The 18,350-nt window shown below is 59.5% G+C and carries 21 protein-coding genes; 12 read left to right on the top strand and 9 right to left on the bottom strand.

Annotated elements, in window-relative coordinates:
• Window positions 1-170 precede the first annotated feature (170 nt).
• Together JOE39_RS19840 and JOE39_RS19835 are read left to right on the top strand one after the other, a co-directional pair.
• Window positions 171-839, top strand: a complete 669-nt coding sequence (locus tag JOE39_RS19840; protein WP_004403484.1) for a hypothetical protein — start codon at window positions 171-173, stop codon at window positions 837-839.
• 85 nt (window positions 840-924) lie between these two features.
• A complete protein-coding gene (locus tag JOE39_RS19835) occupies window positions 925-1,290 on the top strand; it encodes a hypothetical protein (protein WP_004408777.1) in 366 nt (121 codons plus the stop codon).
• Here JOE39_RS19835 and JOE39_RS19830 read toward each other — a convergent pair whose 3' ends face one another.
• Window positions 1,291-1,524, bottom strand: a complete 234-nt coding sequence (locus JOE39_RS19830; RefSeq protein ID WP_003318449.1) for a DUF1161 domain-containing protein — start codon at window positions 1,522-1,524, stop codon at window positions 1,291-1,293. It abuts the gene before it with no gap.
• Window positions 1,525-1,642: 118 nt separating this feature from the next.
• Complete coding sequence (locus tag JOE39_RS19825) at window positions 1,643-2,074, bottom strand: OsmC family protein (protein WP_003340074.1); 432 nt, start codon at window positions 2,072-2,074, stop codon at window positions 1,643-1,645.
• A 212-nt stretch (window positions 2,075-2,286) separates the two neighbouring features.
• On the opposite strand from JOE39_RS19825, the gene JOE39_RS19820 reads away from it, so the two are divergent.
• The gene (locus JOE39_RS19820) at window positions 2,287-3,288 is read left to right on the top strand and encodes an LLM class flavin-dependent oxidoreductase (protein ID WP_024958972.1); all 1,002 of its coding nucleotides are present in this window, start codon (window positions 2,287-2,289) and stop codon (window positions 3,286-3,288) included.
• 136 nt (window positions 3,289-3,424) lie between these two features.
• Here JOE39_RS19820 and JOE39_RS19815 read toward each other — a convergent pair whose 3' ends face one another.
• The gene (locus JOE39_RS19815) at window positions 3,425-3,649 is read right to left on the bottom strand and encodes a DUF1161 domain-containing protein (RefSeq protein WP_003318454.1); all 225 of its coding nucleotides are present in this window, start codon (window positions 3,647-3,649) and stop codon (window positions 3,425-3,427) included.
• 145 nt (window positions 3,650-3,794) lie between these two features.
• Window positions 3,795-4,010, bottom strand: coding sequence for a dodecin (locus tag JOE39_RS19810; RefSeq protein ID WP_003318455.1), 216 nt, complete (start codon window positions 4,008-4,010; stop codon window positions 3,795-3,797).
• A 165-nt stretch (window positions 4,011-4,175) separates the two neighbouring features.
• On the opposite strand from JOE39_RS19810, the gene JOE39_RS19805 reads away from it, so the two are divergent.
• Complete coding sequence (locus JOE39_RS19805) at window positions 4,176-4,502, top strand: DUF883 family protein (RefSeq protein WP_003318456.1); 327 nt, start codon at window positions 4,176-4,178, stop codon at window positions 4,500-4,502.
• On the opposite strand, the gene JOE39_RS19800 is transcribed toward JOE39_RS19805, so the two are convergent.
• The gene (locus JOE39_RS19800) at window positions 4,503-5,459 is read right to left on the bottom strand and encodes a LysR family transcriptional regulator (RefSeq protein ID WP_210078395.1); all 957 of its coding nucleotides are present in this window, start codon (window positions 5,457-5,459) and stop codon (window positions 4,503-4,505) included. It lies immediately after the preceding gene.
• A 79-nt stretch (window positions 5,460-5,538) separates the two neighbouring features.
• Here JOE39_RS19800 and trpB point away from each other — a divergent pair, with 79 nt between their 5' ends.
• The 3 genes from trpB to JOE39_RS19785 all read left to right on the top strand — a co-directional run bounded on the left by trpB (window position 5,539) and on the right by JOE39_RS19785 (window position 8,230).
• Window positions 5,539-6,768, top strand: a complete 1,230-nt coding sequence (trpB, locus tag JOE39_RS19795; RefSeq protein ID WP_003318458.1) for a tryptophan synthase subunit beta — start codon at window positions 5,539-5,541, stop codon at window positions 6,766-6,768.
• Window positions 6,765-7,574 carry a tryptophan synthase subunit alpha gene (trpA, locus tag JOE39_RS19790; RefSeq protein ID WP_210078397.1) on the top strand — a complete coding sequence of 270 codons (810 nt, stop codon included), beginning with the start codon at window positions 6,765-6,767 and terminating at the stop codon, window positions 7,572-7,574. The genes trpB and trpA overlap by 4 nt, the downstream gene beginning before the upstream one ends.
• 125 nt (window positions 7,575-7,699) lie before the next feature.
• Complete coding sequence (locus tag JOE39_RS19785; protein ID WP_210078399.1) at window positions 7,700-8,230, top strand: anti-virulence regulator CigR family protein; 531 nt, start codon at window positions 7,700-7,702, stop codon at window positions 8,228-8,230.
• A gap of 334 nt (window positions 8,231-8,564) precedes the next feature.
• Here the strand turns inward: JOE39_RS19785 and JOE39_RS19780 are convergent, their stop codons facing one another.
• Together JOE39_RS19780 and JOE39_RS19775 are read right to left on the bottom strand one after the other, a co-directional pair.
• A complete protein-coding gene (locus tag JOE39_RS19780; protein ID WP_210078401.1) occupies window positions 8,565-9,389 on the bottom strand; it encodes an alpha/beta fold hydrolase in 825 nt (274 codons plus the stop codon).
• Between the two features lie 144 nt (window positions 9,390-9,533).
• Window positions 9,534-10,484: a LysR family transcriptional regulator gene (locus JOE39_RS19775; RefSeq protein WP_003421557.1), complete on the bottom strand. Its 951-nt coding sequence runs from the start codon at window positions 10,482-10,484 to the stop codon at window positions 9,534-9,536.
• Between the two features lie 114 nt (window positions 10,485-10,598).
• On the opposite strand from JOE39_RS19775, the gene betC reads away from it, so the two are divergent.
• The 4 genes from betC (at window position 10,599) to JOE39_RS19755 (ending at window position 15,190) form a co-directional block, all read left to right on the top strand.
• Window positions 10,599-12,104 carry a choline-sulfatase gene (betC, locus tag JOE39_RS19770; RefSeq protein WP_024663968.1) on the top strand — a complete coding sequence of 502 codons (1,506 nt, stop codon included), beginning with the start codon at window positions 10,599-10,601 and terminating at the stop codon, window positions 12,102-12,104.
• Between the two features lie 36 nt (window positions 12,105-12,140).
• On the top strand, window positions 12,141-13,067 hold the full coding sequence (locus tag JOE39_RS19765) for a choline ABC transporter substrate-binding protein (protein WP_198705629.1): 927 nt from the start codon (window positions 12,141-12,143) through the stop codon (window positions 13,065-13,067).
• Window positions 13,068-13,232: 165 nt separating this feature from the next.
• Complete coding sequence (locus tag JOE39_RS19760; protein WP_198705630.1) at window positions 13,233-13,550, top strand: hypothetical protein; 318 nt, start codon at window positions 13,233-13,235, stop codon at window positions 13,548-13,550.
• 71 nt (window positions 13,551-13,621) lie between these two features.
• On the top strand, window positions 13,622-15,190 hold the full coding sequence (locus JOE39_RS19755) for a SulP family inorganic anion transporter (RefSeq protein ID WP_198700092.1): 1,569 nt from the start codon (window positions 13,622-13,624) through the stop codon (window positions 15,188-15,190).
• A 257-nt stretch (window positions 15,191-15,447) separates the two neighbouring features.
• Here JOE39_RS19755 and aroE read toward each other — a convergent pair whose 3' ends face one another.
• Window positions 15,448-16,272, bottom strand: coding sequence for a shikimate dehydrogenase (gene aroE / locus JOE39_RS19750; protein WP_122336479.1), 825 nt, complete (start codon window positions 16,270-16,272; stop codon window positions 15,448-15,450).
• Window positions 16,272-17,186 carry an oxygen-dependent coproporphyrinogen oxidase gene (gene hemF / locus JOE39_RS19745; protein WP_210078404.1) on the bottom strand — a complete coding sequence of 305 codons (915 nt, stop codon included), beginning with the start codon at window positions 17,184-17,186 and terminating at the stop codon, window positions 16,272-16,274. Before hemF ends, aroE begins: the two co-directional genes overlap by 1 nt.
• A gap of 171 nt (window positions 17,187-17,357) precedes the next feature.
• Here hemF and JOE39_RS19740 point away from each other — a divergent pair, with 171 nt between their 5' ends.
• Complete coding sequence (locus JOE39_RS19740; RefSeq protein ID WP_103689322.1) at window positions 17,358-18,332, top strand: NADPH:quinone reductase; 975 nt, start codon at window positions 17,358-17,360, stop codon at window positions 18,330-18,332.
• Window positions 18,333-18,350 lie beyond the last annotated feature (18 nt).

The following is an 18,350-nucleotide window of genomic DNA, read 5'->3' as shown; positions in this document are numbered from 1 at the left end:
TACCAAGCTGTGCGCCCGTGTAAAAAGCTATTTTCATCAGACACAAACAGAAAACCCACCGTGCAGGTGGGCTTTAGGTATTGCTATATCATCTGTCCGTGGGGGGAGGCATAAGCCAGCTAGGCCCTCGGCAAGTGGAAAGACTATAGGGAGATTTGCAGTTGTCGTCAATGTCAGCCTTAGAGGTCGCAAAGGCAATCAGATTATCCATTTCCTCTGCCCGGATTTCGACGTATGAAAACGCAGCGCGCGCTGTGGGCCGAGGTCTTGATGAGGCCCTCACCTTGTATGCCTGGAACGCCCTCGTCTCTGCAGCGTTCCTTACGCCTCTACACCTGTGCGAGGTGATTGTTCGTAACGGTGTTGCAGACGCAATCGCTTCGGTTTACGGCCCCGAGTGGCCTTGGAGTCCCGGCTTCGAGCAGAGCTTGCCCAATGTTACAGGTCCGGTTTTCAAGCCAAAACAAGAGCTTGCAAGAGCCCGACAGAAATGTGGCACAACCGGCGCCGTCATCGCGGAGTTGAAATTCGTCTTTTGGGAAAAAATGTTCACAAAACGATTTGAAGGCCGTATCTGGGCCCCTTATCTGTACCGCTTTTTTCCAAACCTCGAAAAGTGCTTCACTGTATCTGCCCACCGAGCAAAGATCGCGGCTGATCTCGAACAAATCCGATTGCTTCGAAATCGAATTGCTCATCATGAGCCAATCTTTTCACGAAACCTGAGAAGCGATTTTGCCGTTATCCAACGCTTGACCGAAACACGCTGCGCAGTTTCTGCAGACTGGATGAATGGCCAACAGCAGGTCATCTCAACGGTTGCCACTAAACCTTTTTAAACAGAGGTACACCTCGGTGCCAAACCGTCTTCTGATACTGATAACCGCATTCACTCTAGCCACCCTCGCCGGATGCGCCGGTCCCTTGCCCGCCGTCAATCCGGACATGGCGTGGGTCGACATGCGCACCATCACCGGCCAGTTGATCATGGGCGACAAGCTCGATGGCAAGAACACGTATGACGGGCGCTACTTTCAAGTCACGCCGGGCAGCCATGAGTTGCAGGTGCGTTATGACTATGAGTACCGCTCGGGCGGCATGGGGATGATCGGCGACGAGTACACCGAGATCACCTGTTACGTCAGTGTTCGTTACGACCACTTCGCTGCCGGGCAGCGCTATGTGCTGGAGGTACGCTCACTGGCGAACAGTGTCGATGCCTGGCTTTACGATGCAGAGCGCAAGGTGGTGGCCGAGGAGGAAGAAGAGGGCGGGGTGCACTGCATCTGATCAGCGTCCGTTGAGCTGATAGATGATCTTTTTCGTACCGTTGTCGCAGCTGCCGACGATCATGCTTGGATCGGTGGCTTCTTCGTTGCTCACGATTTCCAGCGTATAGGACGTGACGTTGTTGGCCTGGATCTTGGCTTCGATTTCAGCCTTGAGTTCTTCGCAGGATTTCGGTGCCGCCAGGGCACTGGTTGCCAGCAGGGTGCAGGTCGCTGCCAGAATAAAACGTTTCATGCTCGACTCCTGATCATAATCAAACCATGCGTCAACCAACGCATGACCGATGAAGCAAGCCAGCTTTATACAGCAGATACAGGAGCGCACAAGGCGCCCCTGCAAGGCTGGCTGTGAATCAGCTCAGCAATGTCGCATCCAGGGTGATCTTGGCGTTCAGTACCTTGGAAACCGGGCAGCCTTCTTTGGCCTGCTTGGTCAACTCGTCGAACTTCTCTTGGGTCGCGCCTGGCACTTTGGCCTTGAGGGTCAAATGCACAGCGCTGATCGCGAAACCGCCTTCTACCTGATCCAGCGACACCTCAGCCTGAGTATCGATGCTTTCAGCAGTCAGGCCTGCACCGCCCAGAATCATGGACAGTGCCATCGAGAAACAGCCTGCGTGGGCTGCACCGATCAGTTCTTCCGGGTTGGTGCCTTTGCCGCCTTCAAAACGTGCCTTGAAGCCGTAAGGTGCTTCGCGCAACACGCCGGTTTCCGTGGAGATGCTGCCGATACCGCTTTTCAGATCACCTTCCCAGTGGGCGGATGCTTTCTTGACGATGCTCATAGTGGCTCCTTTTGGAATGAATTTGGATCGTTGCTGTTACAGCATTCTGAGGATAGACGGCTCTGGAAAGTTCAACCGTCGGAAAGACCTACCATTTCAGTAGGTTTTTCTACACTGCCCCATTGAAAAGCCGGACTTGCGCCCGCACTGCTGTTTCATCGTGGGCAGCTCCAGCAGCCGGCCCATCACAATTCGAGGAGCTACCCCGGCCTATGAAACGTCTGGCAGATGTAAAAATTTCCACCCTTGATCTGGTGCCGGTGCGCCACGACAAAGGGCCCGCCGAATCGCTGCGCAACTCGCTGAACCTCGCCCAGCATGTCGAAAAGCTCGGTTACAACCGCTTCTGGGTGGCCGAACACCACAACATGGACGGCATCGCTAGTTCAGCGACTGCGGTGCTGCTCGCCTACCTTGCAGGCGGCACGTCGACCATTCGTGTCGGGTCGGGCGGGATCATGCTGCCCAACCACGCGCCGCTGGTGATTGCCGAGCAGTTCGGCACCCTGGCCAGCCTGTATCCCGGCCGCATCGACCTGGGGCTGGGCCGCGCACCGGGCTCTGACCAGATGACTGCGCGTGCCTTGCGCCGCGAGCGCTCCGGCAGTGCCGATGACTTTCCGGATGATGTCACCGAGCTGATGGAATATTTGGGCCCGCGCACGCCTGATCAAAAAGTGATCGCCGTACCCGGTTCAAACACCAACGTGCCGATCTGGCTGCTCGGCTCGAGCCTGTTCAGCGCCCAGCTGGCAGGCATGCGCGGCTTGCCGTATGCCTTCGCCTCGCACTTTGCGCCGCGTTACATGCACGAGGCGATTCGCGTGTATCGCAATCACTTCCAGCCATCGGAAGTGCTCGACAATCCTTACGTAATGCTCGGCGTGCCCCTGTCGGCAGCCGACACGGACGAGCATGCCGAATACCTGGCGACCTCGGTCTATCAGCGCATTCTGGCGCTGATGCGTGGACACAGCCTGATGCAGCGTCCGCCTGTCGAATCGATGGACGGTCTGTGGCTGCCACACGAGCGTGAGGCCGTAGCAAGCTTCCTCGGGCTGGCGATGGTGGGTGGCCCGGACAAGATTCGCGCCAAGCTGGACGTACTGCTCGAGCAGACCGATGCCGATGAGTTGATCTTCACCTGCGACATGTACGAGCATGAGGATCGACTGCGGTCCTACGAGATCCTCGCGCAGGTCGCACATGGCTAAGCGCTTTTCCGAATCGGGAAAAGCAGCCACAAACGGAATCGCCCCGGACTGGATGACAGCCCGGGGCGATTCTGTTCGTGAAACCTGCAAACGGGATTAACCGGGCAACCCGGCCTGAGCCGGGCCCGGTTGGCAATCAACCGCGCTGGTAAACGATTTCCTTGGTACCACCTTCGCAGGTGCCGACGACTTGCTTGTCGGCCGCGCTGCCTTTCTCGACCACTTCCAGCGTGTAGGACGTTACGCCCTTCGCCTGGAGTCTGGCATCGAGTTCACTTTTCAACTCTTCACATGGCTTGCCTGCCGCGAGGGCAGTGCCTGCAATGCTCAGCAAGCCTACGGCCAACAAAAACTTCTTCATGGGTAATCCCTCTCGTCCGGCCAAATGAAGACGCCATCGGAACAGGCGCCCATTGAAATCCCCACGCTCACACAGCGAACGCGTGGCCACATCTGCGTGTAGCGCAAGTTATGGCAATCGGCCAGCCGAAAGGTTCAGATCACCCTCAACTGTTGGTGATGCGGAAGCCCACTTTCAATGTCACCTGGAAGTGCGCGACTTTGCCGTTTTCGATATGGCCGCGGGTTTCAGTCACTTCGAACCATTCCATCAGGTCGAGGCTTTTGCTGGCTTCGGCCAGGGCATTGTTGATGGCGTCTTCGATGGTGGTCGTGGAAGAGCCTACGATTTCAACTTTCTTGTACGTGTGATGATCCGACATGGCAGTTCTCCTGAGGTCTGAAAAAGACGCGATATAGAGCGCGCTCCCTGCTTCTGTCAGGAGAAGGCGCGCAAAAGTTCAGACCTTTGCAAAAATCCCATCGCACTTTCCAAAAAGCCCGGAGTCCGAAACAACACGCTCACTCATCATTGCAGGAGAAACACCATGGCTACTACGTCACTTCGCAAAGCCTCGTTGCAGAGTATGGAAGCTGAAATCGAGAGCCTCCTGAAGTCCCTCGAGGGCCTGAAAGCCGATGCTACCGACGAGTCGCGCAAGACTCTGAAGAATCTGAAAGCCAACGCTGAAAGCGCGCTGAGCCATTCGCGCAGCCTGCTCAGCGATGTCTACGAAGACGTCAAAGAGAAAACCCGCGAAAACGCACTGGCAACTCGTGACTACGCTCAGGAACATCCTTGGACCACCGCCGGCGTTGCGGTAGGTGCCATCGGCCTGATCGCTGCCTACATGCTGTTCAAGCGCGGTAACTGATCAGTTTCTGATCGGTTCCCCGGACCGCTTCAGCTCATTTTTCAACCACTGAGCAAGCTGCTGCGCCCGTCCATCGACGGCACGTCTGGGTACCCAAAGCGCCAGCTGCGCCGGGGTTTCACTGAATCCCCAAGGCGCAGCCAGGCGACCGGCTTTCAGGTCATCAATGACCAGAGGTTCCGGCGCAATTGCAATGCCAAGGCCCGCCACGGCCGCCTCCAGCAAATAATACAAATGCTCGAAACCCTGCCCGTAACGCAATGACTGCGGATCGATACCGTTCTGCTGCGCCCAGCTTGGCCACGCCTGCGGACGCGATGTGGTTTGCAGCAATGATTCTTCCAGCAACGCCTCGACAGGTGCATCGCACAGACGCTCGAATCGCGCGAAGCGTGGGCTCAACACCGGTCCGATCCGCTCGCTTGCCAGTTCGAATACCTGCATGTCTGCCGGCCACGGCGGCTCGGCAAAGATCAACAGGGCATCAAGCCCTGGCCGACGCGGGTCAAGATCACCTTCGCCTGCCGACAAGTGCAGACGCAGGTCCGGCAGTTCGGCGTTCAGGCGGCTCAAGCGTGGGATAAACCAGCGCGCCAGCAGGCTGCCCGAGCACCCCAGCACGAACGGCGCATCTGCGCTGCCCTTGCTCAGCTCTGCACATACACCGCGCAACCGGTCGAACGCGTCGCCGCTGACATCGCGTAGACGAATACCTGCATCTGTGAGTTTCAAGCCTCGTCCGTCCTTGCTGAACAGGCTTACACCCAGGTGCTCTTCAAGGACTTTCAATTGGCGACTGACAGCGCCATGTGTGACGTTCAACTGTTCAGCGGCCTGACTGACACTGCCAAGCCGGGCAGTGCTTTCAAAGGCGCGCAATGCATTGAGGGGAGGGAGGTCGCGGCTCATAATCTGTGAGTTTTCCTGACAGGTTACGGCGATCTTATCGGTTTTCATCCGGCCTTGCGCTGGTTAAAGTGGACCCATTGCCAATACGGCTCAACCTATTCGCCCAATACTGCAACTGGAGCACTTCATGACCCAGACCAATTTCCGCAGCGGCCCCGACGCCAACGGCCTGTTCGGCTCATTCGGCGGCCGCTACGTGGCTGAAACCCTGATGCCGCTGGTGCTCGACCTCAACCGCGAGTACGAAGCGGCCAAGGTAGACCCGGAATTCATCAAAGAAATGGCCTACTTTCAGCGCGATTACGTGGGCCGCCCGAACCCGCTGTACTTCGCTGAACGCCTGACCGAGTTCTGCGGCGGCGCGAAGATCTACTTCAAGCGCGAAGAGCTCAATCACACCGGCGCGCACAAGATCAACAACTGCATCGGCCAGGTGCTGCTGGCCAAGCGCATGGGCAAAAAACGCCTGATCGCCGAAACTGGCGCCGGCATGCACGGCGTTGCCACTGCTACGGTTGCTGCACGTTTCGGCCTGCCTTGTGTGATCTACATGGGTGCTACCGACATCGAGCGTCAGCAGGCCAACGTGTTCCGCATGAGGCTGCTGGGCGCTGAAATCGTTCCGGTCACTTCCGGCACCGGCACCCTGAAAGATGCGATGAACGAAGCGCTGCGTGACTGGGTGACCAACGTTGAAGACACCTTCTACCTGATCGGCACCGTTGCAGGACCGCACCCTTACCCGGCGATGGTCCGTGATTTCCAGGCCATCATCGGCAAGGAAACCAAAGAGCAGATGCTGGAGAAGGAAGGTCGTCTGCCGGACAGCCTGGTCGCCTGTGTCGGTGGCGGTTCCAACGCCATGGGCCTGTTCCATCCGTTCCTGGATGACGCCAGCGTGGAAATCATCGGTGTTGAAGCGGGCGGTCATGGCGTCAGCACCGACAAGCACGCGGCCAGCCTGAACGGCGGCGTACCGGGCGTGCTGCACGGCAATCGTACCTACCTGCTGCAGGATGGCGACGGTCAGATCACCGATGCGCACTCGATCTCTGCCGGTCTGGACTATCCAGGCATCGGCCCGGAACACGCATTCCTGCACGAAGTGAAGCGCGTCGAGTATGTCAGCATCACCGATGATGAAGCGCTGGACGCTTTCCATCAGTGCTGCCTGCTCGAAGGCATCATCCCGGCGCTGGAAACCGCTCACGCCCTGGCCGAGGCCATGAAGCGCGCGACCAACCTGCGCGACGACCACCTGATGGTCGTGTGCCTGTCCGGGCGCGGTGACAAAGACATGCAAACCGTCATGAACCACATGGCCGCCGCCGAACACACACAGGAGCAGCTGGTATGAGCCGTCTAGAACATCGTTTCGCCCAGCTTAAAACTGAAGGTCGTGCGGCGCTGGTCACCTTCATCACCGCCGGTGACCCTGGCTACGACACGTCGCTTAAAGTCCTGAAAGGCCTGCCTGCTGCGGGTGCTGACGTGATCGAGCTAGGCATGCCGTTCACCGATCCGATGGCCGACGGTGTGGCGATTCAGCTGGCGACCCTGCGTGCTCTGGACGCTGGCCAGACCTTGCAGAAAACTCTGCAGATGGTCAGCGAGTTCCGTGTCGACGATCAGACTACGCCGATTGTGCTGATGGGTTACTACAACCCTATCCACCGCTTTGGCGTCGAAGCCTTCGTGGCGCAGGCAAAAGAAGCAGGCGTTGACGGTCTCATCATCGTTGACCTTCCACCCGAGCACGACGCCGAGCTGGCGACACCTGCACAGGCGTCCGGCATCGACTTCATCCGTCTGACCACACCGACCACTGACGATGCGCGTCTGCCGCGTGTGCTGGAGCGCAGCTCCGGGTTCGTCTACTACGTGTCGGTTGCCGGTGTGACCGGTGCTGGCTCGGCCACCAACGAGCACGTCACTGAGGCCATCGCTCGCTTGCGCCGCCACACCGATCTGCCGATCAGCGTCGGTTTCGGTATCCGCACACCCGAGCAGGCCGCGGCGATTGCGCGTCTGGCTGACGGCGTGGTCGTGGGCTCGGCCTTCGTCGACAAGATCGCCAGCGCCGAGTCGCCGGAGCACGCAATCGACGGCGTACTGACGCTGTGCGCGGCACTGGCCGAGGGCGTACGTAGCGCTCGTCGCTGAGGGTAAAGTTTCTGATACAGAGGAATCAAAGCCTGAGCGGCGGCTCTATGTAGCAAGACATAAGGGGTTCATGACCAACGTCATGAACCCCTTTTTGCTGCATCGCGTGAAGCCGAGGAAGCACCATGAAACTGCCAAACCGTTTTATCACCGGACTGGGTATCTTGATGATCAGCGCCAGTCCGCTGCTGCAAGCTGCACCACCTGATCAGCGCGGTAATGGCCCGGACGATAACCGTGGTGCCCAACAGCCAGGACCGCCGAACGACGGCGGGCCTAACCAGCGCGGCAATGACCGTGGACCGGGCAATGACAATGGCAGGGGTCTCGACAAAGGCCCGGCCAGCCAACCAGGCAGACAGGCGCATCAGGACAACCGCGGCGGCAACCGCCCACCGCAGGATTTCGGCCCGGTACGCGAGACCTTCCAGCAACACCGCGACGTCATCGGCCGGGGCCAGCCACTGCCGCCGGGCGTACACATCGCCAAGGGCCGTCCGTTGCCACCCGGTTACGGCAAGCGCCTGGACAGCCGCTCGCTGCACTACCTGCCACAGTATGACGGCTACGAATGGCGCCGCCTGGGCACCGACGTCGTGCTGATCGCCGTGGGTTCGGGGATTGTGTACGCGATTCTGGATGGCGTGTTGAATTGATGGGGTGCTGACGTCCTTGAATGCGCGGCGACGCGCAAACGTGTGACACGGAGCGTCACGCAAGGCATTCCTCATCGTTATACACAAGTCCGCTTTTGATTCTGGCCGAAGGCCGTGGAAGCGAACCGGGCGACGCTTCGCTTGTTCGCGAAAGGGCCAGTATAATCGCCGAAAATGCATCGTCTGAAATACCGTCTTCGCGAACAAGTTCGCTCCCACGCCCTTCGGGCAGAAGCCTGAAAGCGCTGCATTCCCGGTTCTGTGTATAAAAGTGAGCACTACAGCGTGGTAGCGCCTTCAGGGTCTGCATCCGTCCCTGAAGGCGCGGCTCAGCTCAACCCTGCTTCTGGTTAACCCGCGCCAGGAACGTCATCAGCGCACCCGATACGAACGCCGGATTTTCCAGATTGGCGATATGCCCCGCCTCAGGCACCAGCACGTAAGGGCAGCCGATCAGGTTCGCCATCTCATGCGTTTCCTCAGGCGGGCGCGGAATATCTGCATCACCACACATCACCAGCGTGGTGTCGGCATTCAGCTGTTCGATCAACCCGAGCCGGTCATCACGACCGAAAATCATTCTTCCCAGCGGTACCACGGACTGACGCAACTGCTCGGCATTCATGCCAGCAAGCGCTGCACGAAACGACGTGTACACAGGCGACTGCGGATCAATCCCAGGACGGAAGAAGATCGGTACAACGATATCCAGCAGCGGCTCAGGAAAGCTCCCGACTTCTTCCAGCTTGTCGAGCAACGAGAAATAGTAGGCTTTCTTGGCCTCGGTCTCTTTGCCCAGATAGGTGTCCATCAGCACCAGCCCGGTGATGCGCTCTGGCGCGAGCAGTGCAGCGATTGCGCCCCACATACCGCCGACCGACAGCCCGACGATGCTGCAACGCTCGATATTCAAATGATCCAGCAGCGCCAGCGCATGCCGCGCCAGGTCATCGAGATTGCGAGTGCCCTCAGGAAACCCGCTGGAATCGCCATGACCCCACAGATCCGGCACGATCACCCGATACTGGCTGGCCAGGGTATCAATCTGCGCACTCCACATCGCCTTGTCCCAGAGATAGCTGTGACCGAGCAATACCACCGGGCCCGTGCCCTGGTCGGAATAGTGAAGTGTCTTACCGTCGATGAGTAGATCCGGCATTTCTGATGATCCTCTGTTCTGGTCTTTCAGCATTCGGTTCAATCGCCCATGGCAGGCAGCTCATGAGGTTGAAGCGTATGCGTGACCATTTTGTTGATGTGCGCGCGGTGATGGACCGATTGGTCACTTTTCAGCGCGGCAATATTACACCGCAATCGACGGCAATGGCCTACCCGCCAGCGAAACCCCGCTCAACGCCTGCTCGCTGGCCAGCCAGTCCACGAACTGCTGAACGATCTGCACGCGGCGTTTGCGCTGGGGCAGGACCACGTAATAGCCCTGGCCGGAAATCGCCGCGCCGGCGATAGGGCGGCAGAGCAGGCCTTGGTCGAGAAGGTCGTCGACCAGGTGACGCCAGCCGATGGCGATGCCTTGTCCGCCGATGGCCGCCTGGATCAGCAGGGTGTAGTTGTCGAAGCGCAACTGGCCGGGCGCGGGGGCCTGGGGGATGTCCAGGGCGCGGAATACACCCGCCCAGTCAAACCAGTGGTTGATGCTTTCGCCACGCAGATGCAGGAGTGGGAAGTCGCGCAGCGCGTCGTTGGGCAGCGGCGTCTGGCGACCGGCGACCAATTGCGGGCTGCACACCGGGAAGACCTCTTCGCTGAACAGCCAGTGGCTTTCGCCCTGTTTGAAGCGGCCGTCACCGAACAGCACGGCAACGTCGATATCAGCACGTAACATGCTGTGGGTACGCTCGCTGGTGACCAGGCTGACGTCCACGTCCGGGTTAACCTTGTGGAAACGGTGCAAGCGTGGCATCAGCCAGTAGGCGGCGAAGGCGAAGTCGGTCGCCACTTGAAGCACTTCGTGCTGATGGTGTTCGGTGATCGCTATCAATCCGCTGTCGATGGATTGCAGTCCGGCCTGCACATGGCTGAACAGCACTTCACCGGCGTCGGTCAATTCGATGCCACGGTAGATGCGGTCGAACAGCCGTGTAGCGAGTTGCTCTTCGAGGCGCTTGATCTGCTGGCTGACAGCGGGCTGTGTCGTGCCCAGTTCGAGGGCTGCCGCCGTGAAGCTGCGCAAGCGCGCCGCGACCTCAAAGGCACGCAGCAGGTCGAGTGACACATCGCCGAAAGATTCAAACATTAGCTGAGCTTATCCTAGGCATTGCTGTGTATGGGCTTTACCCTGAAACGTATGGACTCCATTCTCATACCCGGCACTTTCGCATAACTTTTCACAATGGGACGCAGCGATTACATGAAGCGCAAAAATATTCTGTTCATCATGGCCGATCAAATGGCCGCGCCAATGTTGCCGTTTTACGCCCGGTCCCCGATTCTGATGCCGAACCTGAGCCGCATGGCTGCCAACGGCGTAGTGTTCGACTCGGCGTATTGCAACAGCCCGCTATGCGCACCGTCGCGCTTTACCCTGGTCAGCGGCCAGTTGCCGAGCAGGATCGGTGCGTACGACAACGCGGCCGACTTCCCGGCCGATATTCCGACTTATGCCCACTACCTGCGTGCGCTGGGTTACAAGACCGCCCTGGCAGGCAAGATGCATTTCTGCGGACCGGATCAACTGCACGGCTACGAAGAACGCCTGACCAGTGACATCTACCCGGCCGATTACGGCTGGTCGGTTAACTGGGACGAGCCGGACGTGCGGCCAAGCTGGTATCACAACATGTCTTCTGTGTTGCAGGCCGGTCCGTGCATTCGCACCAACCAGCTGGACTTCGATGAAGAGGTGCTGTTCAAGTCCCAGCAATACCTTTATGACCATGTGCGCCAGGACGGGGATGCGCCGTTCTGCCTGACCGTTTCCATGACTCACCCTCATGACCCGTACACCATCCCTCTGCCGTTCTGGGACCTGTACGCCGACGACGAAATACCGATGCCCACGCCGCACGCCAATCAGGCCGCGCTGGACCCGCATTCGCAACGGCTGCTCAAGGTCTATGACCTGTGGGACAAGCCCATGCCGACCGACAAGATTCGTGATGCTCGCCGCGCCTACTTCGGTGCGTGCAGCTACATTGACCTCAACGTCGGCAAGCTGATGCAGACGCTCGATGAAGTCGGGTTGGCGGAAGACACCATCGTGGTGTTCTCCGGCGATCACGGCGACATGCTGGGCGAAAAGGGTCTCTGGTACAAAATGCACTGGTTCGAAATGGCCGCGCGCGTACCGCTGGTGGTGTACGCGCCGGGCCAGTTCAAACCGGGAAGGGTCAGTGCGTCGGTGTCGACTGCCGACTTGCTGCCGACCTTCGTGGAAATGGCCAAAGGCAAACTGGACGCCGGTTTGCCATTGGACGGACGCTCGCTGATGCCGCATTTGAAACGCAAGGGCGGACACGATGAGGTCTTCGGCGAGTACATGGCCGAAGGCACCACCAGCCCGCTGATGATGATCCGTCGTGGCGCGTACAAATTCATCTATTCGGAACAGGACCCGTGCCTGCTGTTCGATGTGAAGAAGGACCCGAAAGAGCAGAAGGACCTGAGCCAGTCACCCGCCCATGAAAAGCTGTTCACTGACTTCCTGGCCGAAGCTCGGGCCAAGTGGGACATACCGGCGATACACCAACAGGTGCTCGCCAGCCAGCGCAGAAGGCGCTTCGTCGCCAAATCGCTGGCAACCGGCAAGCTGAAGAGTTGGGATCACCAGCCACTGGTCGACGCCAGTCAGCAGTACATGCGCAACCACATTGATCTGGACGATCTGGAGCGCAAGGCACGTTTTCCGCAACCTTGACCCTGCCCACACCAAAAAAACCAAAGGGGTACATCAATGAAGAAGTTATCCACAGCCGTTGCGGTCGCGGTCATGACCCTCGGCAGCCTTGCAGCGCAGGCAGAGGACGCCAGTTGCAGTACCGTGAAGATGGCCGATCCCGGCTGGAGTGACATTGCGGCCACCAACGCGATTACCAGCGTGGTACTCGAGGGCCTGGGCTACACGCCCAAGGTCGATACCCTGGCCGTGCCGATTGCCTATGGCGGTTTGAAAGACGGCAAGCTCGATGTGTTTCTGGGTAACTGGATGCCGGCGCAGCAGGGCTTTTACGACAAGTTCGTGGCCACCGGTGATGTGACGCAACTGGCGAAAAACCTTGAGGGCACCGAATTCACCCTGGCCGTGCCGGATTACGTCTGGGATGCCGGTGTGCATAACTTTGCCGACCTGAACAAGTTCGCTGACAAGTTCGACAAGAAGATCTACGGCATCGGTTCCGGCGCACCTGCCAACCTGTCGTTGCAGGAGATCATCAAGAAGAACGAATTCGATCTGGGCAAATGGAAGCTGGTGGAATCCAGCGAGACCGCGATGCTGGCCGAGGTCAATCGCAACGTGAAGAAAAAGGCCTTTGTGGTGTTCCTCGGCTGGACGCCGCACCCGATGAACGTGCAGATCAAGGGCATGCACTACCTCAAGGGCGGCGAGAAATATTTCGGCGACACCGGCTCGGTCTTCACCCTGACCCGCAAGGGTTATGCTCAAGCCTGCCCGAACGTCGGCAAGCTGCTGACCAATCTGAGCTTCACCCTGGACATGGAAAACAGCATCATGGCCGAGGTGGTCAACAAGAAGGTCAGCAATAGCGCAGCCGCCAAAGCCTGGATCAAGGCCAACCCGGCGGTGCTGGAAAAGTGGCTGGAGGGCGTACAGACCGCTGATGGCAAGGACGGTCTGGCGACGGTGAAGGCGAAGTTGTAGGCCTCGACACTAAGTAGTGACCCGGCGTCAGGAGTTTCCACTGCGCCAGCTTTTCAGCAATATTAGCGCTCCGAAGCGTCATTCTGGAATAGCAATAAGGAACCAACGAAAGGGGACAAACCACTAGACTGCCGTGAGGCCTGTCCGCTAACTCTGGAGAACAGTATGAAAAAGTCACTTATACCCCTCTCGCAGGCCCTGATTCTGAGCGCATCCTTTGCCTCTGCGGGTAGCTGGCCACCAGAAACCAGCGCCAAAGTGCCTGGAAACGCTCTGGAATATCCGACCAAGCTGGAGGCCGTCAATGTCTCTATGGAAGAGATGCTCAATGCAGGAGCAACGGTCGTTTCTTCGTACGTGGCAGACATTGGTCCGGTAGTGACCCTCAAGAACAAGAAACACTATGTTATCTGCATGCTCAGAGGCGCTGGAACCGGGTCAGACACAAACGTCGCCACCTCGAAATGCTACGCCATGAACTAGCGTTCGCTCACGGCTCCGGGCAGAAACGGTCTGACGTAGTGATGCAGTGACCCATCCAACATGAGGGACCGATGCGCTGGCTCAATCGCCATAAATTTCTACCCTTTCTCGCTTGGCTGCCGCAGCAGAATCGCGTCAGCGTCGGGCGTGATGCGCTGGTGGGCCTGAGTGGCGCCATTCTGGCGCTGCCGCAATCTATCGCTTACGCACTGATCGCCGGGCTGCCGCCTGAGTACGGTCTCTACGCTGCGATTGTTCCAGTCCTCGTGGCCTGTCTGTGGGGATCGTCCTGGCATCTGATCTGTGGGCCGACTGCGGCTATATCCATCGTGCTGTATGCCAGTGTCAGCCCGCTCGCCGTGCCGGCCAGTCAGGACTACATCATGTTGATCCTGCTGCTGACCTTCATCGCCGGTGTGTTTCAGCTGTTGCTGGGGATGATGCGCTTCGGTGCGCTGGTGAATTTCGTTTCGCATTCGGTGGTGCTGGGTTTCACGCTGGGCGCTGCGGTGGTGATTGCGCTCGGGCAGATGCCCAATCTGTTGGGCATCGATCTGCCGAGTCAGACCACCGCCCTCAAAAGCCTGACCGCCGTGCTCGAGCATTGGCGTGAAGTGGATCTGTCTTCGCTGATGCTCGGTCTGTTGACCCTGGCATTGGGCATCGGACTCAAGCTTCTGGTGCCTCGCTGGCCGACGCTATTGATCGCACTGGTATCGAGCAGCCTGCTGGTGTGGCTGTGGCCAGCGATGTTCGGCCATGTCCGTGTGGTCAGCGCCTTCGTCGGCCATCTGCCGCCCTTCAGCCCGTTGCCGCTGGACCTCGAACTGATCCTCAAGCTGCTGCCGACCGCCGTGGCGGTGGGCATGCTCGGGCTGGTCAACAGCCTGTCGATTGCCCGCTCGCTGTCGGCTCGTTCGCAGCAGATGCTCAATGCCAATCAGGAGGTGCGTGCCCAGGGGCTGTCGAACATGGTCGGCTCGCTGTTCTCCGGCTACCTGTCAGCCGGGTCTTTTACCCGTGCGGCATTGAGTTACGAGGCAGGTGCGCGCTCGCCGTTGGCGGGAGTGTTTTCTGCGTTGTGGGTGGCGTTGTTCGCGGTCGCCGGCGCCTCGTTGATATCGCACATTCCGATCCCGGCCATGGCCGCCTCAATTCTGCTGATCTGTTGGGGGCTGGTGGATCGTCGAGGCATTCGTGCGCTGTTCCGCGTCAGCCGCGCCGAGTTTTTCGTGATGGCGCTGACCTGTCTGGCCACCTTGTTGCTGGAGCTGCAAACCGCGATCTACGCCGGTGTACTGGCCTCGCTGTTCTTCTACCTCAAGCGCACCTCGCAACCGCGCGTCCAGCAATGGCGCGAGGGCGACGAGGAGGTCCTGCGGGTCGGCGGATCGATCTTCTTCGGCGCCAGTCACTACCTGCAAACCCGCCTGCAACGTACCGAAGGTGTGCGAGTGGTGATCGATGCGCAGCAGATCAACTTCATCGATTACTCAGGCGTGGAGATGCTTCATCAGGAAGCCAGACGACTGGGCCGGCAGGGCAGAGTGCTGGTTCTGCGCAATGCCAGACCGCAGGTGATCGAGGAATTGCACAAGCTGGAAGGGCCGGAGAACTGCCCGATTCTGTTTGAGGATTGAGCTGTAACTCATCGTCGCGATGCTCTGCGTTCTACAAAGGTCCCGATAAGCCCATAGATTTGGCTTCTGCCCGGAGGGCGTGGGAGCGAACTTGTTCGCGAAAGGGCAGGTATAATCGCCGAAAATACATCATCTGAAATACCGCCTTCGCGAACAAGCGAAGCGTCGCCCGGTTCGCTTCCACGGCCTTCGGCCAAAATCAAAAGCGGACTTGTGTATAACTCGGAGCATTGGCACGATAGTCCGCAGATAGCCGATCAACCCGCAGCCAGCAATCTGCGCAACTCCGCCAATACAGGCGCTGAATCCGGGCGCACACCGCGCCACAGCAGGAAGGCTTCCGCGGCCTGCTCGACCAGCATCCCCAGGCCATCAACCGACTGCGCCGCACCCTGTTCTGTGGCCCAGCGGCAGAAGGCGGTGGGCGCTTTGCTGTACATCATGTCGTAGCAAAAGGTCGCACCAGGCTGGATCAGGCTCGGGGAGATGGGTGGCAGCTCTCCGGCCAAGCTGGCCGAGGTGGCATTGATGATCACGTCCACTGACTCTTCAAGCCAGTCGAAGCTGCTGGCGAATACCGGCCCGAGGTCGGCGAACTCCTGCGCCAGTCGCTCGGCTTTCTCGACCGTACGATTGGCGATCACCAACGCAGCGGGCTGTTGCGCAAGCAACGGCTCCAGCGCGCCACGCACCGCACCGCCCGCGCCCAGCAACAACACGCGCTGACCGCGCAAGCTGCGTGCGCAATTGACCGTCAGGTCGCGCACCAGCCCCGCACCGTCAGTGTTATCACCCAGCAGAGTACCGTCGACGAGCTTGCTCAGGGTGTTGACTGCCCCGGCGCGCTGCGCACGTTGGGTGAGGCTGTCGGCCAGGCGCCAGGCTTCTTCCTTGAACGGTACGGTGACGTTGGCACCACGCCCTGTCTGGAAAAACGCCTGGGCGAACGCGGTGAAATCGTCCAGCGGGGCCAGCGAGGTTTGGTAATCCAGCGTCTGCCCGGTTTGCTCGGCAAACAGGCGATGAATCAACGGCGACTTGCTGTGACCAATAGGGTTACCGAAGACGACATACTGGTCCATCAGTTATCCGCCAGCCAGTCGCGATCGGTCAGAAAGTAATCAGTCAGACGCGCCTCTTCGCTGCCCGGCGCGGCCTTCCAGTCGTAACCCCAGCGCACTTGCGGCGGCAGCGACATGAGGATCGATTCGGTACGCCCACCCGATTGCAGACCGAACAACGTGCCGCGGTCATACACCAGGTTGAACTCGACGTAGCGACCGCGACGGAATTCCTGAAACTCACGCTGCTGCACGGTGTACGCCGCCGCCTTGCGGCGCCGCACGATCGGCAGATAGGCATTGATGAACGCATCACCGATGGCACGGATGAACGCGAAGCTGGTGTCGAAATCCCACTGGTTCACGTCATCGAAAAACAGACCACCGATGCCGCGCGGTTCATCGCGATGCTTGAGGTGGAAGTAACTGTCGCACCAGGCCTTGTAGCGCGGGTAGACATCGTCACCGAAGGGCGCACAGGCGCGCTCGGCAACCCGGTGCCAGTGCACGCAGTCTTCCTCGACGCCGTAATAGGGCGTCAGGTCGAAACCGCCACCGAACCACCAGACGGCCTCTTCACCTTCTTTATCGGCAATGAAGAAGCGCACGTTGGCGTGGGACGTCGGCACGTGCGGGTTATGCGGATGGATCACCAGCGAAACGCCCAGCGCCTCGAAACCACGCCCGGCCAGTTCAGGCCGATGAGCGCTGGCAGACGGCGGCAGATTGCTGCCGAAAACATGGGAAAAGTTAACACCGCCTTTCTCGATGACCGTGCCATTCTCGATCACCCGCGTGCGACCACCGCCGCCCGCCGGACGCGTCCAGGCATCTTCCATGAAGTGTGCGCTGCCATCTTCCTGTTCAAGCGCAGTGCAGATACGGTCTTGCAGGTCGAGCAGGTAGGCTTTTACGGCCTCGGTACGGGTACTCATGAGGATCCCTTACGGCTGACGTCAAACGGCTGAGCCCCCGCAGCAAAAGAGGCGCAGGCAAATTGGCGCGTAGCATACCATCGGCGACGCGGGCTGGCAGTTGACGAAGGTCCGGGGAAGGAGTCCGATGGGGGCTTTCGCAGCTTGTTTTAACCATCAAGGAGAGAGCACATGGCAAAGCGTATCCAGTTCAGCGCTGTCGGAGGACCCGAGGTTCTTGAATATGTCGATTTCGAGCCGGAGGCTCCGGGGCCGCAGGCGGTGGTTGTGCGTAACAAGGCCATCGGCCTGAATTTCATCGATACCTATTACCGCAGCGGGCTGTATCCGACGCCGCTGCCTTCCGGCCTCGGTGCCGAAGGGGCGGGGGTGGTCGAGGCGGTGGGGGCCGAGGTGACGCGCTTCAAGGTTGGTGATCGTGTCGCCTACGGCACCGGGCCGCTGGGGGCGTACAGCGAAGTGCACGTGCTGCCTGAAGCGAATCTGGTGAAGCTGGCTGACTCGATCAGTTTCGAGCAGGCCGCAGCCCTGATGCTCAAGGGCCTGACGGTGCAGTATCTGCTGCGTCAGACGTATCAGGTGAAGCCGGGCGAGATCATTCTGTTTCATGCCGCTGCGGGCGGCGTGGGCTCGCTGGCCTGCCAATGGGTCAAGGCGCTGGGCGCCAAAATGATCGGCACGGTCAGTTCGCCGGAGAAGGCCGCGCACGCCAAGGCGCTGGGTGCCTGGGAAACCATCGATTACAGTCACGAAGACGTCGCCAGGCGCGTGCTGGAACTGACCGACGGCAAGAAATGCCCGGTGGTCTACGACGGGGTGGGCCAAGACACCTGGCTGACGTCACTCGACTGCGTGGCGCCACGCGGGCTGGTAGTGAGCTTCGGCAATGCGTCCGGGCCGGTCTCGGGCGTGAATCTCGGGATTCTGGCGCAAAAGGGTTCGGTGTATGTCACCCGCCCGACGCTGGGCTCTTACGCCAACAATGCGCAGAACCTGCAGGCAATGGCTGACGAGCTGTTCGACATGCTCGCCAGCGGCAAGCTCAAGGTCGATGGCATTCAGCAGTACGCCCTGAAAGACGCCGCCAAGGCGCAGACCGAGCTGTCGGCCCGGCGTACCACTGGCTCGACCATTCTGATCCCTTGATCGTCTACCACTGAACCC

The sequence above is a fragment of the Pseudomonas sp. PvP100 genome (assembly GCF_017833055.1).
Taxonomy (GTDB): domain Bacteria; phylum Pseudomonadota; class Gammaproteobacteria; order Pseudomonadales; family Pseudomonadaceae; genus Aquipseudomonas; species Aquipseudomonas syringae.
Note: the sequence above shows the minus strand (reverse complement) of the source record. Positions and strands in the feature narration are given on the sequence as shown.

What these genes read in the sequence shown, in the direction of transcription:
- JOE39_RS19840 (WP_004403484.1), top strand. Translation starts at nt 171, where the DNA reads ATGTCAGCCTTAGAGGTCGCAAAGGCAATCAGATTATCCATTTCCTCT.
- JOE39_RS19830 (WP_003318449.1), bottom strand. Translation starts at nt 1,524, where the DNA reads ATGAAACGTTTTATTCTGGCAGCGACCTGCACCCTGCTGGCAACCAGT.
- JOE39_RS19825 (WP_003340074.1), bottom strand. Translation starts at nt 2,074, where the DNA reads ATGAGCATCGTCAAGAAAGCATCCGCCCACTGGGAAGGTGATCTGAAA.
- JOE39_RS19820 (WP_024958972.1), top strand. Translation starts at nt 2,287, where the DNA reads ATGAAACGTCTGGCAGATGTAAAAATTTCCACCCTTGATCTGGTGCCG.
- JOE39_RS19815 (WP_003318454.1), bottom strand. Translation starts at nt 3,649, where the DNA reads ATGAAGAAGTTTTTGTTGGCCGTAGGCTTGCTGAGCATTGCAGGCACT.
- JOE39_RS19810 (WP_003318455.1), bottom strand. Translation starts at nt 4,010, where the DNA reads ATGTCGGATCATCACACGTACAAGAAAGTTGAAATCGTAGGCTCTTCC.
- JOE39_RS19805 (WP_003318456.1), top strand. Translation starts at nt 4,176, where the DNA reads ATGGCTACTACGTCACTTCGCAAAGCCTCGTTGCAGAGTATGGAAGCT.
- JOE39_RS19800 (WP_210078395.1), bottom strand. Translation starts at nt 5,459, where the DNA reads ATGAAAACCGATAAGATCGCCGTAACCTGTCAGGAAAACTCACAGATT.
- trpB (WP_003318458.1), top strand. Translation starts at nt 5,539, where the DNA reads ATGACCCAGACCAATTTCCGCAGCGGCCCCGACGCCAACGGCCTGTTC.
- trpA (WP_210078397.1), top strand. Translation starts at nt 6,765, where the DNA reads ATGAGCCGTCTAGAACATCGTTTCGCCCAGCTTAAAACTGAAGGTCGT.
- JOE39_RS19785 (WP_210078399.1), top strand. Translation starts at nt 7,700, where the DNA reads ATGAAACTGCCAAACCGTTTTATCACCGGACTGGGTATCTTGATGATC.
- JOE39_RS19780 (WP_210078401.1), bottom strand. Translation starts at nt 9,389, where the DNA reads ATGCCGGATCTACTCATCGACGGTAAGACACTTCACTATTCCGACCAG.
- JOE39_RS19775 (WP_003421557.1), bottom strand. Translation starts at nt 10,484, where the DNA reads ATGTTTGAATCTTTCGGCGATGTGTCACTCGACCTGCTGCGTGCCTTT.
- betC (WP_024663968.1), top strand. Translation starts at nt 10,599, where the DNA reads ATGAAGCGCAAAAATATTCTGTTCATCATGGCCGATCAAATGGCCGCG.
- JOE39_RS19765 (WP_198705629.1), top strand. Translation starts at nt 12,141, where the DNA reads ATGAAGAAGTTATCCACAGCCGTTGCGGTCGCGGTCATGACCCTCGGC.
- JOE39_RS19760 (WP_198705630.1), top strand. Translation starts at nt 13,233, where the DNA reads ATGAAAAAGTCACTTATACCCCTCTCGCAGGCCCTGATTCTGAGCGCA.
- JOE39_RS19755 (WP_198700092.1), top strand. Translation starts at nt 13,622, where the DNA reads ATGCGCTGGCTCAATCGCCATAAATTTCTACCCTTTCTCGCTTGGCTG.
- aroE (WP_122336479.1), bottom strand. Translation starts at nt 16,272, where the DNA reads ATGGACCAGTATGTCGTCTTCGGTAACCCTATTGGTCACAGCAAGTCG.
- hemF (WP_210078404.1), bottom strand. Translation starts at nt 17,186, where the DNA reads ATGAGTACCCGTACCGAGGCCGTAAAAGCCTACCTGCTCGACCTGCAA.
- JOE39_RS19740 (WP_103689322.1), top strand. Translation starts at nt 17,358, where the DNA reads ATGGCAAAGCGTATCCAGTTCAGCGCTGTCGGAGGACCCGAGGTTCTT.